Origin of the sequence: Kitasatospora sp. NBC_01539, from assembly GCF_045040525.1 — a bacterium.
GTDB lineage: Bacteria > Actinomycetota > Actinomycetes > Streptomycetales > Streptomycetaceae > Kitasatospora.
The window spans coordinates 3,415,239-3,429,305 of sequence record NZ_CP109390.1; the positions used below are offsets into that span (position 1 = coordinate 3,415,239).

General features: G+C 73.0%; 7 protein-coding genes. 6 read left to right on the forward strand and 1 reads right to left on the reverse strand.

Annotated features, from left to right (window positions below):
- The first annotated feature begins 144 nt into the window (after positions 1 to 144).
- Both OG335_RS14500 and OG335_RS14505 read left to right on the forward strand, forming a co-directional pair.
- Positions 145 to 1,152, forward strand: a complete 1,008-nt coding sequence (locus OG335_RS14500) for an NADP-dependent oxidoreductase (RefSeq protein ID WP_405011516.1) — start codon at positions 145 to 147, stop codon at positions 1,150 to 1,152.
- A gap of 59 nt (positions 1,153 to 1,211) precedes the next feature.
- Positions 1,212 to 2,321 (forward strand): lactate 2-monooxygenase, encoded by a 1,110-nt coding sequence (locus OG335_RS14505; RefSeq protein ID WP_405015399.1) that lies wholly within the window; start codon positions 1,212 to 1,214, stop codon positions 2,319 to 2,321.
- A 67-nt stretch (positions 2,322 to 2,388) separates the two neighbouring features.
- On the opposite strand, the gene glgP is transcribed toward OG335_RS14505, so the two are convergent.
- Complete coding sequence (gene glgP / locus OG335_RS14510; protein WP_405011517.1) at positions 2,389 to 5,073, reverse strand: alpha-glucan family phosphorylase; 2,685 nt, start codon at positions 5,071 to 5,073, stop codon at positions 2,389 to 2,391.
- A gap of 967 nt (positions 5,074 to 6,040) precedes the next feature.
- Between glgP and OG335_RS14515 the strand changes: the two genes are divergently transcribed.
- The 4 genes from OG335_RS14515 to glgB all read left to right on the forward strand — a co-directional run bounded on the left by OG335_RS14515 (position 6,041) and on the right by glgB (position 13,992).
- Positions 6,041 to 7,993: an alpha-1,4-glucan--maltose-1-phosphate maltosyltransferase gene (locus OG335_RS14515; RefSeq protein ID WP_405015400.1), complete on the forward strand. Its 1,953-nt coding sequence runs from the start codon at positions 6,041 to 6,043 to the stop codon at positions 7,991 to 7,993.
- Positions 7,994 to 8,153: 160 nt separating this feature from the next.
- Entirely contained in the window at positions 8,154 to 9,857 is a 1,704-nt protein-coding gene (gene treS / locus OG335_RS14520; protein WP_405011518.1) for a maltose alpha-D-glucosyltransferase, read from the forward strand.
- A gap of 260 nt (positions 9,858 to 10,117) precedes the next feature.
- On the forward strand, positions 10,118 to 11,608 hold the full coding sequence (locus OG335_RS14525) for a maltokinase N-terminal cap-like domain-containing protein (RefSeq protein WP_405011519.1): 1,491 nt from the start codon (positions 10,118 to 10,120) through the stop codon (positions 11,606 to 11,608).
- Positions 11,605 to 13,992: a 1,4-alpha-glucan branching enzyme gene (glgB, locus tag OG335_RS14530; protein ID WP_405015401.1), complete on the forward strand. Its 2,388-nt coding sequence runs from the start codon at positions 11,605 to 11,607 to the stop codon at positions 13,990 to 13,992. Before OG335_RS14525 ends, glgB begins: the two co-directional genes overlap by 4 nt.
- Positions 13,993 to 14,067: the final 75 nt, after the last annotated feature.

Here is a 14,067-nt window from a genome sequence, read left to right on the forward strand (position 1 = left end):
GGAGGGTAGCGCGCGGCCGGGCGGGTGACGGGGATGCGGAGGCGGATGCCGGGGCCTCGACTCTGACTAAGCGCTTGCTTAGACTCTCGTCCCGAGCCCTGTGCCGCATCGGCGCGGCACGGCCGCCCGCACCAGGAGGCCGCCATGCCCACCCCGAACCGCCAGATCCGCCTCGCCGCCCGGCCCGTCGGCGAGGTCGCCCCGACCGACTGGGAGCACGCCGAGGGCGAGGCCGCCGAACCCGGCGAGGGCGAGTTCGCCGGCCGCACCCGCTTCGTCTCGCTCGACCCGGCGATGCGCGGCTGGCTGGACGACCGGCCCTCCTACCTCCCGCCGGTCGGCATCGGCGAGGTCATGCGGGCCGGCTCGGTGGTCGAGGTGACGGCCTCCCGCCACCCGCGCTACCGGGTCGGCGACCTGGTGGTCGGCACCTTCGGCGTCCAGGAGCACGTCGTCTCCGACGGCCGCGGCACCGTGCGGGTCGACCCGTCCCTGGCGTCCCCGTCGACGTACCTCGGCGCGCTCGGCATGCCCGGCATGACCGCCTACTTCGGCCTGCTCGACGTCGGCGCCCTCAAGGAGGGCGAGACGGTGGTGGTCTCCGGCGCCGCCGGTGCGGTCGGCAGCCTGGTCGGCCAGATCGCCAGGGTGAAGGGCTGCCGGGTCGTCGGCATCGCCGGCGGGCCCGAGAAGTGCGCCCTGCTCACCGGGGAGCTCGGCTTCGACGCGGCGATCGACTACCGCGGCGAGGACGTCCGCAAGGCCCTGCGGACGCACTGCCCGGACGGCATCGACGTCTACTTCGACAACGTCGGCGGCGACATCCTGGACGCCGCGCTGGCCCGCCTGGCGATGCACGCCCGGGTGGTGGTCTGCGGCGCCATCAGCCAGTACAACGCCGACTCGAAGGTCGCGGGCCCGTCCAACTACCTGTCGCTGCTGGTGCGCCGGGCCCGGATGGAGGGCTTCGTCGTGTTCGACTACGCCCCCCGCTACAAGGAGGCCGCGGCCGAGCTGGCCGGCTGGATCGGCGAGGGCCGGATCACCGTGAAGGAGCACGTGGTGCGCGGCACCGTCGACGACTTCCCGGCGACCCTGCAGATGCTCTTCCGCGGCGAGAACGTCGGCAAGCTGGTCCTGGAGCTCGTGTGACCACCCCGCCGCCCCCGCGCGACTGGGCGTCCTTCCAGTTCGAGATCTACCTGAACGGCATGACGGGCGCCGTGCCCCGGCTGCCCGCCGACCTGAGCCGGCTGGAGCGGCTCGCCGAGCAGCGGCTCGGCCCGGGCCCGTTCGGCTACGTCGCGGGGAGCGCCGGCAGCGGCGCCACCGCGCGGGCCAACCGGGCGGCGCTGGACGCCCACCGGATCGTGCCGCGGATGCTGCGCGACGTCAGCAGCCGCGACCTGCGCACCGAGCTGTTCGGCCGGACCCTCCCGGCGCCGCTGGCGCTGGCCCCCGTCGGGGTGCTGTCGATCCTGCACCCGGACGCCGAACCGGGCGCCGCGCGGGCGGCCGCCGCGGAGGGCGTGCCGTTCGTCCTGTCGTCCGCGTCGAGCACGCCGATGGAGCAGGTCGCGGAGGCGATGGGGGACGGCGAGCGCTGGTTCCAGCTGTACTGGGCCAAGGACCGCGAGGTGACCCGCTCGTTCCTGGACCGGGCGAGGGCGGCGGGCTTCACCGCGCTGTTCGTCACCCTGGACACGCCGCTGCTGGCCTGGCGCCCGCGCGACCTCGACCAGGCGTACCTGCCGTTCCTGCACGGGGTCGGCACCGCCAACTACTTCACCGACCCGGCGTTCCTCGCCGGGCTGGCGAAGCCGGTGCACGAGGACCCGAACGCGGCCGTGCTGCACTTCGTGTCGATGTTCGCCGACCCCGGCAAGACCTGGCCCGACCTGGCGTTCCTGCGGGAGCACTGGGACGGCCCGATCGTGCTGAAGGGCGTCCAGCACCCGGACGACGCCCGGCGGGCCGCCGACGCCGGCATGGACGGCGTCGTGGTCTCCAACCACGGCGGCCGCCAGGTGAACGGCGCGATCGGTGCGGCCGAGGCGCTGCCGGGCGTCGCGGCCGCCGTCGGCGACCGGCTGGCGGTGCTGTTCGACAGCGGTGTCCGCACGGGCGACGACGTCTTCAAGGCGCTCGCCCTGGGCGCCCGCGCCGTCCTGCTCGGCCGCCCGTACGCCTACGGGCTGGGGCTGGACGGGCAGGCCGGGGTCACCCATGTGATCCGGTCGCTGCTCGCGGAGTTCGACCTGACGATGGCGCTCTCCGGGCACCGCACCCCGGCGGGGCTGGACGCGTCCGCGCTCGCCTGACGGCGCCGCGCACGGCGGAGGGGCGGCACCGGTGGCCGGTGCCGCCCCTCCGCCGTTCCACGTGCCGTCAGCGCAGCACGCCGGCGTCCATCCCGGCCGACTCCGGCGGCAGCGCCACCAGACCCAGCTCAGCCGTCGAGGCCAGCAGGTGGTGGGCCGGCAGCACCCGGACGGTGTAGCCGAACGGCCCGGTGCGGCCGAGCTCCAGCGAGCCCTCGTAGCGGTACCGGCCTTCGAGGTCCGGCCCGCCGGCCGGCTTGAGGGCGAGCACGGCGGCGTCGGAGATGCCGTCGGACTCGTCGACGCGGCCGGAGACGACCTGCACCTCCACGTCGGCCGGTTCCAGGGTGCCGAGTGAGACCTGCACCCGGAGCTCCAGGGCCGAGCCGAGCTCCTGGGCCTCGCGGCAGCCCTCGGCGTCGGCGTGCTCGACCCGGACGGCCGGCCAGGCCTCCCGGACCCGCGCCTTCCAGTCGGCGAGCTCACGGGCCCCGGCGTGGCCGGTGGCGGCCAGCGACCGCTGGGCGCTCGCGGCGGGGGCGTACAGCTTCTCGACGTAGTCGCGCACCATCCGGCCGGCCAGCACCTTCGGGCCGAGGGTCACCAGCGTGTGGCGGACCATCGCGATCCAGCGGTGCGGCAGGCCGTCCGAGCCGCGGTCGTAGAACCGGGCGGCGACCTGGTGCTCGATCAGGTCGTACAGCGCGGTGGCCTCCAGGTCGTCGCGCCGCTCGGCCTCCGGGCTGTCCGGGTCGAGCCGCTCGGGGCCGGAGCCGTCGGCGGTGGGGATCGCCCAGCCGTTGCGGCCGTCGTACCACTCGTCCCACCAGCCGTCCAGGATGGACAGGTTGAGGCAGCCGTTGAGGGCGGCCTTCATCCCGGAGGTGCCGCAGGCCTCCAGCGGGCGGAGCGGGTTGTTCAGCCAGACGTCGCAGCCGGGGTAGAGGTGCTTGGCCATCGCCATGTCGTAGTCGGGCAGGAAGACGATCCGGTGCCGTACGGCCGGATCGTCCGCGAACGCGACCAGCTGCTGGATGAGCCGCTTGCCGCCGTGGTCGGCGGGGTGCGCCTTGCCCGCGACGACGATCTGCACCGGGCGCTCCGGGTCGAGCAGCAGCGAGCGCAGCCGGTCCCTGTCGCGGAGCATCAGGGTGAGCCGCTTGTACGACGGCACCCGGCGGGCGAAGCCGATGGTGAGGACGTCCGGGTCGAGCACGGAGTTCACCCAGCCGAGCTCGGCCTCGCCGGCGCCGCGCTGGCCCCAGGAGACGCGCAGTCGGCGGCGGGCCTCGTCGACCAGCTGCGAGCGCAGGAGGCGGCGGACCTCCCAGATCTCCTCGTCGCCGATCCGCTCGACCCCGGTCCAGCGCTTGGCGTCGCCGGTGGTGATGGCCTCCTCGGCGCGCTCGGCACCGATCTGGCCGGCGCCGAGCCGGACGACCGCCGGGTCGATCCAGGTCGGTGCGTGGACGCCGTTGGTGATCGAGGTGATCGGCACCTCGGCGGCGTCGAAGCCCGGCCAGAGGCCGTTGAACATCGACCGGCTGACCTCGCCGTGCAGGGTGGAGACGCCGTTGGCGCGCTGGGCGAGCCGCAGGCCCATGGCGGCCATGTTGAAGAGCGTGGGGTCGCCGCCGTGCCAGCTCTCCGCGCCGAGTGCCAGCACCCGGTCGGCCGGCACGCCCTGCATCGCCGCGTCGCCGCTGAAGTGACGCGCGACCAGGTCGCGGTCGAACCGGTCGATGCCGGCCGGCACGGGCGTGTGGGTGGTGAAGACGGTGCCGGCCCGGACGGCCTCCAGTGCGGCGGCGAAGTCCAGCTCGCGGCCGCCCTGCGCGGCGGGCGCGACCAGCTCGCGGATCCGCTCGACGCCGAGGAAGCCGGCGTGGCCCTCGTTGGTGTGGAAGACCTCCGGCGCGGCGTGGCCGGTGAGCCGGCAGTACGTCCGGACGGCCCGGACGCCGCCGATGCCGAGCAGCATCTCCTGCAGCAGCCGGTGCTCGCTGCCGCCGCCGTACAGGCGGTCCGTCACGTCCCGGTCGGCGGGGGTGTTGGACTCGATGTCGGAGTCGAGGAGCAGCAGCGGGACGCGGCCCACCTGGGCCCGCCACACGTGCGCGGCGAGGGTGCGGCCGCCGGGCAGGGCGAGGTCGACGCGGCAGGGGGTGCCGTCGTCCTCGCGGAGCAGGCTGACGGCCAGTTCGTCGGGGTCGAGGAGCGGGTAGCGCTCCTGTTGCCAGCCCTCGCGGTCGAGGGACTGCCGGAAGTATCCGTGCCGGTAGAACAGCCCCACGCCGATGATGGGCACGCCGAGGTCGCTGGCGGCCTTGAGGTGGTCGCCGGCGAGGATGCCGAGCCCGCCGGAGTACTGGGGCAGCGCGGCCGCGATCCCGTACTCGGGCGAGAAGTAGGCGACGGCCTCCGGAAGCGGGCTGCCGCCGTCGCCGACGGGCGGCGCCGACTGGTACCAGCGCGGGCCGGCGAGGTAGTCCCTCAGGTCGTCGTGGAGGTCGCCGAGCCTGCGCAGGAACCGGCGGTCGGCGGCCAGGGCGGCGAGCGTCGCGGCCGGCACCTCTCCGAGCAGCCGGACCGGGTCCTCCCCCACGGCGGCCCAGACCTCCGGATCGACGGAGCGGAAGAGCTCCCTCGTCTCGGGATGCCAGGACCACCGGAGGTTGAGCGCGAGCTCGTGCAGTGGCTGGAGTTGTTCGGGCAGGACGGTGCGGACGGTGAATCTGCGGATTGCCTTCACGTCGTGAAGCCTAGAGCCTGACGGCGCCTCGAATGTGCGTCAACTGTCGTATTCCACACCCGTTCGGACCATTGTTGAGATCGCAATCGGCGCAGTGCGGCGAACGAGGGGCGCACGGGGCGCACCCGGCCGGAAAGGCGCGCCCCTGGCGCGTGAATATCCCGCTACGACTGCGTTTCCATTGGCCTATATGCCTCTGCATACCGTCCGAAATCGCGCGATTACTACCCCGTAGGTCTTGCCGGTGGTGCGAGGATGCAGAAAGGTCGTTGGTGCGGCAGGGAGTGTGAGCCGGTTGGCGCCCCTTGCTGCCCCATGGCCGGATCCTGTCCCGCTGACGTGCCCTCACCCTCCATCGCCCATTCGGCCGCTGCCGTTGCCCGCTGGCGTGTCCTCACAGCTCACCCCGTCGTTTTTCGGGTGGGTTGGGTCGCTCCGGGGCGCGCCCCACGAGGCGCGCGCCGGGACGCGCGCGCCCCGTGGGGCCGGCCGCGGCACGCGGTCCGGCGGTCGGGTCTCCGGGCCCGCCGGCACGGACCGCGTTCCGGTCGTTCGGCCTTCCCACCCACAGTCCTCCCGGCACTCCCCCGGCGTCGCGCCGGCCGTCGGGAGCCGCCGCCGATTCGGGCAGGAGTTTGGCATGCACGGCGAGACGCGGGATCAGCCCACCGAAACGACCGACGGCCCTGAGACGCCGTCGACGGCGGAGCCGCCGTTGCCGGCTCCGCGCGCCGCCCGCACGGCCGCGCCCGCCTCCGGGGTGACGACGGCCAGGAAGACCGCGGCGAAGGCCCCGGCACGGAAGACCACCGCCCGGACCACCACCACGACGACCACCGGCACCGCCGCGGCCACCGGGGCCCCGGCCAAGAAGGCCACCGCACAGAAGACCACCGCCAAGAAGACCACCGCCAAGAAGACCACTGCGCGCAGGAGCACCGCCCGCAGGAGCACAGAGAGCGACACCGTGATCGGCCGCATCCCCGTCCTGGACGTCAGCCCCCTCGTCGACTCGGGCCGCCGCCCGGCCAAGGCCGTCGAGGGCGAGAGTTTCCCGGTGACCGCCACCGTCTTCCGCGAGGGCCACGACGCGGTCGGCGCCAACGTGGTGCTGCGCGACCCGCGCGGCCGCAGCGGGCCCTGGACGCCGATGCGCGAGCTCGCCCCCGGCACCGACCGGTGGGGCGCCCACGTCACCCCGACGACCCCCGGCCGCTGGTCCTACCTGGTGGAGGCCTGGGGCGACCCGATCGCCACCTGGCGCAGCACCGCCTCCGTGAAGCTGCCGGCCGGCATCGACACCGCGCTGGTCCTGGAGGAGGGCGCCCAGCTGCTGGAGCGGGCCTCCGGCGGGGTGCCGAAGAAGGACGGCCGGGCGCACGTGCTCGCCGCCGTCGACGCGCTGCGCGATCCCGGCCTGCCGCCGCTCAGCCGGTACGCCGCCGCGCTCGCCCCCGAGGTGCTCACCCTGCTGGAGCGCTATCCGTTGCGGGAGTTGGTGAGTGCGTCGCGGCCGATGCCGTTGCAGGTGGACCGCAAGCGGGCGCTGTACGGGGCCTGGTACGAGTTCTTCCCGCGGTCGGAGGGCGCGGTCGTCGACCCGTCCGGGGTACAGCCGCCGGTCTCCGGCACCCTGCGCACCGCCGCGGAACGGCTGCCGGCGGTCGCCGCGATGGGCTTCGACGTCGTCTACCTCCCCCCCGTCCACCCGATCGGACGCGCCTGGCGCAAGGGCCCCGACAACACCCTCACCGCCGGCCCCCACGACGTCGGCTCCCCCTGGGCGATCGGCTCGCCCGAGGGCGGCCACGACACCGTCCACCCCGACCTGGGCACCATCGAGGACTTCGACCACTTCGTCACCGAGGCCGGCGCCCTGGGCCTGGAGATCGCCCTCGACTTCGCCCTCCAGTGCTCCCCCGACCACCCCTGGGTCAACAAGCACCCCGAATGGTTCACCCACCGCCCCGACGGCACCATCGCCTACGCCGAGAACCCCCCCAAGAAGTACCAGGACATCCACCCGATCAACTTCGACCAGGACTTCGACGGCCTGGTCAAGGAGACCCTCCGCATCCTGCGCTTCTGGATGGCCCACGGCGTGCGGATCTTCCGCGTCGACAATCCCCACACCAAGCCCGTGGTGTTCTGGGAGAAGGTCCTCGCCGACATCGCCCGCACCGACCCCGACGTGATCTTCCTCGCCGAGGCCTTCACCCGCCCCGCGATGATGCACACCCTCGGAAAGATCGGCTTCCACCAGTCGTACACCTACTTCACCTGGCGCACCACCAAGCAGGAACTCACCGAATACCTCACCGACCTCGCCGGCGACACCGCCGCCTGGATGCGCCCCAACTTCTTCGCCAACACCCCCGACATCCTCCACGGCTACCTCCAGGACGGCGGCCCCGCCGCGTTCGCCGCCCGCGCCGTCCTCGCCGCCACCCTCTCCCCCTCCTACGGCATCTACGCCGGCTACGAGCACTACGAGAACCAGGCCACCCACCCCGGCTCCGAGGAGTACGCCCGCTCCGAGAAGTTCGAGCTCCGCCCCCGCGACTGGACCCGCCAGGACACCCTCGCCCCCCTGCTCACCGCGCTCAACCGGCTCCGCCGCCGCCACCCCGCCCTCCAGCAACTGCGCGACCTGCGCTTCCACCCCACCGACAACGACCACGTCATCGCCTACTCCAAGCGCGCCGCCACCGAGGACGGCATCGAGGACCACGTCATCACCGTCGTCAACCTCGACCCCCACCACGCCCAGGAAGCCACCGTCACCCTCGACACCGACCTCCCCCTCCAGGTCCACGACGAACTCACCGGCGCCACCTACCACTGGACCCGCCACAACTACGTCCGCCTCGACCCCGCCACCGGCCCCGCCCACCTCCTCACCGTCCGGAGGCACCCATAGGGCGTCCTGCGGCCGGGGAGCGGTGCCGCGTGCCGACGGCTCCCGCCCGCACCGTGCCGACGCCAGTCGCCGGTGCCCCGCACCGGCCCCCTCAGCCGCTTCGCCGGACTCGGCTCTCGACCCGCTCCTCTTCCCACCCCGCACACGCCGGAGGCTCTCTGTGACAGTCAACGAGCCCGTTCCCGACACCTTCGCCGAGACCCCCGCCCGGGACCGTGACCCGGAGTGGTTCAAACGGGCGGTCTTCTACGAGGTCCTGGTCCGCTCGTTCCAGGACAGCAACGGCGACGGCGTCGGTGACCTCAAGGGGCTCACCTCGAAGCTCGACTACCTGCAGTGGCTGGGGGTGGACTGCCTCTGGCTGCCGCCCTTCTTCGCCTCGCCGCTGCGGGACGGCGGGTACGACGTGGCCGACTACAAGTCGGTGCTCCCGGAGTTCGGCGACCTCGCCGATTTCGTGGAGTTCGTCGACGCCGCCCACCTGCGCGGCATGCGGGTGATCATCGACTTCGTGGTCAACCACACCAGCGACCAGCACCCGTGGTTCCAGGCGTCCCGCAACGACCCCGACGGGCCGTACGGCGACTTCTACATGTGGGCCGACGACGACAAGCAGTACCCGGACGCCCGGGTCATCTTCGTCGACACCGAGAGCTCCAACTGGACGTACGACCCGGTGCGCAAGCAGTACTTCTGGCACCGGTTCTTCTCCCACCAGCCCGACCTCAACTTCGACAACCCGCGGGTGCACGAGGAGGTCATCGCGGCCCTGCGGTTCTGGCTGGACCTCGGCATCGACGGCTTCCGGCTGGACGCGGTGCCGTACCTGTACGCGCGGGAGGGCACCAACTGCGAGAACCTCCCGGAGACCCACGAGTTCCTCCGCAGGCTCCGCAAGGAGATCGACGCCGACTACCCGGACACCGTGCTGCTGGCCGAGGCCAACCAGTGGCCCGAGGACGTCGTCGACTACTTCGGCGACTTCGCCTCCGGCGGCGACGAGTGCCACATGGCGTTCCACTTCCCGGTGATGCCGCGGATCTTCATGGCGGTGCGGCGGGAGTCGCGCTACCCGGTCTCCGAGATCCTCGCGAAGACCCCGGAGATCCCCAGCGGCTGCCAGTGGGGCATCTTCCTGCGCAACCACGACGAGCTGACCCTGGAGATGGTCACCGACGAGGAGCGCGACTACATGTACGCGGAGTACGCGAAGGACCCGCGGATGCGGGCCAACGTGGGCATCCGCCGGCGGCTCGCCCCGCTCCTGGAGAACGACCGCAACCAGATCGAGCTGTTCACCGCCCTGCTGCTCTCCCTGCCGGGCTCGCCGGTGCTGTACTACGGCGACGAGATCGGCATGGGCGACAACATCTGGCTGGGCGACCGGGACGGCGTCCGGACCCCGATGCAGTGGACCCCGGACCGCAACGCGGGTTTCTCCTCCGCCGACCCGGGCAGGCTCAGTCTGCCGCCCATCATGGATCCGGTGTACGGCTATCAGGTGACCAACGTCGAGGCACAGCAGAGCAGTTCGAGCTCGCTGCTGCACTGGACGCGTCGCATGATCGAAATCCGCAAGCTCAATCCTGCGTTCGGCCTCGGCAGCTACACCGAGCTGCCCTCCAGCAACCCCGCGGTGCTGGCCTTCGTACGTGAGTACGAGGGAGACCTGGTCATGTGCGTGAACAACTTCTCGCGGTTCGCGCAGCCGACCGAACTGGACCTGCGGCGGTACGGCGGGCGGTACCCGGTCGAGCTGATCGGCGGCGTCCGCTTCCCGTCCATCGGTGAGTGGCCCTATCTGCTCACCCTCGCCGGGCACGGCTTCTACTGGTTCCAGCTCCGGAAGCCCGGAATCAAGTAGCGGCGGCACGCCCGTCCCGAAGTAACGATCCACCAGGTCGCCGGGCCATCCGCCCTCCGGGGCGCGGACGACACCCGTCCGTGCCCCGGAGGTTCTTCGCACCACCGCGTACGGAGAACAGCCCAACGGCCACCCACACTATGGCGTGACACCCGAGCCCCGCTCGCGTGCCGTCGCCGCCGCGCCGCCGAAATCCGGAAGACTGACGGGCCCGGCCACGACCCGTCGGGCAGTCCGCCCGCTTCCGGGGAAAGGGAGTCATGTCCGAAACCTCCCGTTCTCAAGCCCATGTGCACCGCGACGCACCCGACAGCGCCCCCGGGCCGGTCGGAACGCGCGGCACCGGGCGGAGAACCACAGCGGGAATCAGCGAACTCGTGGGCGCCGCCCTGCCGCTGATCGCCGACTGGCTGCCCACCCAGCGCTGGTACGCCGGGAAGGGGCGGCCGATCACCGGCCTCACCCCCGTGGTCGGCACCCCGCTGCAGGTCGGCGACCCGACCCTGCTCCACCTGCTGCTGCGGGTGGAGCACGGCACCGGCGCGGGAGCGCAGGGCGACATCTACCAGCTGCTGCTCGGCATCCGCTCCCAGGACCCCTCCGGGATCGGACCGGCGGCCGTCCTCGGACGGCTGGCCGGCGGCGGCCCGCACGACGGCGCGGTGCTGTACGACGCGGTGCACGACCCGGAGCTGACCGGCCGCCTGCTGGAGCACCTCGCCACCGGCGACCGCTTCGGCGCGCTCTCCTTCCGCCGCACCCCGGGCCCGGGGCTGCCCGGCAACCTGCTGGGCCGGGCGTCCACCGCCGAGCAGTCGAACAGTTCGGTGATCTACGGGACGTCGTTCATCCTCAAGCTGTTCCGGCGGATCAGCCCCGGCACCAATCCGGACCTGGAGCTCTCGCTCGCGCTCTCCCGGGCCGGGTCCACCCGGATCCCGCGGGTCGCCGCCTGGTTCGAGTCCCGGCTGGAGCGCTCCGAGCCCGCCACCCTCGGACTGCTCCAGCGCTACCTCCCGGACGCCGAGGACGGCTGGGAGCTGGCGCTCGACCAGGTCGCCCGGCTCAAGGGCGACCCGTCGCCGGGCAACTTCGCCATCGAGGCGCACCGGCTCGGCCGGGCCACCGCCGAGGTGCACCGGGTGCTCGCGCGCACGATGCCCACGGCCCGGCTCGACCACACCGAGACCGGCCGGCTCGCCTCCGCCATGGCCGACCGGCTCGACAGCGCCGTCGCCGCCGTGCCCGGACTGCTGCGCTACCGCTCCGCGCTGCGCGGCGCCTTCCAGCAGCTGACCGCCGACCACCTGGAGGGGCTGCCCGTCCAGCGGATCCACGGCGACCTGCACCTGGGCCAGGCGATGCGCACCCCGCACGGCTGGGTGCTGCTGGACTTCGAGGGCGAACCCGCGAAGCCGCTGGCCGAGCGCCGGCTGCCGCAGCCCGCGCTGCGCGACGTCGCCGCGATGCTCCGCTCCTTCGACTACGCGGCCGCCCACCTGCTCGCCGGCGCCCCAGGCCCCGACCCGGAACTCGCCCACCTGGCCGCCGCGTGGGCGGCACGCAACCGGACCGCGTACTGCGCCGGCTACACCGCGGGCGGGGGGATGGACCCGGCCACCGCGCCGGAGCTGCTGCGCGCCCTGGAGATCGACAAGGCGGTGTACGAGGTCGTCTACGAGGCGCGGCACCGGCCGAGCTGGCTGCCCATCCCGCTGGCCGCGATCAACCGTCTGGCCCTGACCGTCTGACCCGACCCCATCCGCTAGCAGGAGGACCCGACGTGACACCGCTCGGCCCCAAGCCCGACCGCTCCACCACCGCCCTGCCCGACACCTTCCGGTCGGGCACCGGCGCGCCCGCGCCGGGCGCGAGGACCCGGGTGGCCCGGCGGCGCGAGCCTGCGGCGCCGCGCCGGGCCGGGCAGGCCGCGTCCGCCGTACTGCGGCTGCCGGAGGCACCGCTGCCGCCGGCCGAGGTCGACCGGCTGGTCTCCGGCATGCACCACGACCCGCACGCCCTCCTCGGGGCGCACGCGACCCTGGAGGGCACCGCGATCCGGGTGCTGCGCCCGTTCGCGGAGCGGGTCGTGGTGGAGACCGACCACGGACCGGCCGAGCTCACCCACCAGCAGTCCGGTCTCTTCACCGGCCTGCTGGCGGGCCGGGAGTTCCCGGCGTACCGGCTGCGGGTGACGTACCCGGGCGGCGAGCCGCTGCTGCAGGACGACGGGTACCGGATGGGGCCGACGCTGGGTGAGCTGGATCTGCACCTGATCGCGGAGGGCCGGCACGAGCAGTTGTGGCGGGCGCTGGGCAGTCATGTCCGCACGGTCGACGGGGTGGCGGGGACGGCGTTCGCGGTGTGGGCGCCGAACGCGGTGGGGGTGCGGCTGGCCGGCGACTTCAACCACTGGGACGGCACCGGGCACCCGATGCGCTCCCTGGGTTCCTCGGGCGTGTGGGAGCTGTTCGTGCCGGGCCTGGCGGAGGGCGCGCTCTACAAGTACGAGATCCGCGGCCGGGACGGCGGGGTGCGGCAGAAGGCCGACCCGCTCGCCCGCGCCGCGCAGTGCCCGCCCGGCACCGCCTCCGTCGTCCACACCTCGGACTTCACCTGGAACGACAGCGCGTGGATGGCCGAGCGGGCCCGCACCGTCCACCACCGCGCCCCGATGTCCGTCTACGAACTCCACCTCGCCTCCTGGCGCCCCGACCTGACCACCTACCGCGAGATCGCCGACGTGCTGCCCGGCTACCTCGACGGCCTCGGCTTCACCCACGTCGAGTTCATGCCCGTCATGGAACACCCCTTCGGCGGCTCCTGGGGCTACCAGGTCAGCGGCTTCTACGCCCCCACCGCCCGCCTCGGCACCCCCGACGACTTCCGGCACCTCGTCGACACCCTCCACACCGCAGGCATCGGCGTCATCGTCGACTGGGTCCCCGCCCACTTCCCCAAGGACGACTTCGCCCTCGCCCGCTTCGACGGCGAACCCCTCTACGAGCCCGCCGACCCGCTGCGCGCCGAACACCCCGACTGGGGCACCCTGGAGTTCGACTACGGCCGCACCGAGGTCCGCAACTTCCTCGTCGCCAACGCCGTCTACTGGTGCGAGGAGTTCCACGTCGACGGCCTGCGCGTCGACGCCGTCGCCTCCATGCTCTACCTCGACTACTCGCGCGAGGGCGGCGCGTGGACGCCGAACCAGCACGGCGGGCGGGAGAACCTCGACGCGGCCTCCTTCCTTCAGGAGATGAACGCGACGGTCTACCGGCGCTGCCCCGGCGTGATCACGATCGCCGAGGAGTCCACCGCCTGGGACGGCGTCACCCGCCCCACCGACACCGGGGGCCTCGGCTTCGGCCTGAAGTGGAACATGGGCTGGATGCACGACTCGCTGGTCTACATGTCCAAGGAGCCGGTGCACCGGCGTTACCACCACAACGACATGACGTTCTCGATGGTCTACGCGTACTCCGAGAACTACGTGCTGCCGATCTCGCACGACGAGGTCGTGCACGGCAAGCAGTCGCTCGTCTCCAAGATGCCCGGCGACTGGTGGCAGCAGCGCGCCAACCACCGCGCCTACCTCGGCTTCATGTGGGCCCACCCCGGCAAGCAACTCCTCTTCATGGGGCAGGAGTTCGCACAGGGTGCGGAATGGGACCACGAGAGCGGGCCGCAGTGGTGGGTGCTCGCCGACGACTGGCCCGGGGCCTCCGGTCACCGGGGGGTGCGGCAGTTGGTCGCCGACCTCAACCACACCTACCGCGCCACCCCCGCCCTCTGGGAGCAGGACACCACCCCCGACGGCTTCCGCTGGCTCGACGGCGGCGCGGCCGACGACAACGTGCTCTCCTTCGTGCGGTACGCCGCCGACGGCTCGCCGCTCGTCGCGGTCTGCAACTTCTCCCCCGTCGTCCGGCACGGCTTCCGGGTCGGCCTGCCGCCGCTGACCGGCACCGACCAGCTGTGGGAGGAGGCGCTGAACACCGACGCCGAGGCGTACGGCGGCAGCGGCACCGGCAACTCGCACCCGGTCAAGGCCGAGACGAGCCCGTGGAACGGCCAGGAGCGCAGCGCCGAGCTCGTGCTGCCGCCGCTGGCCACCGTCTGGCTCCGCCCGGCCTGAGGCCGCACCGGCACCCGCCGAGCACCGCCGACAGGCCCCGGGAGCGGCCCTCCCGGGGCCTGTCGCGCGCCCCGG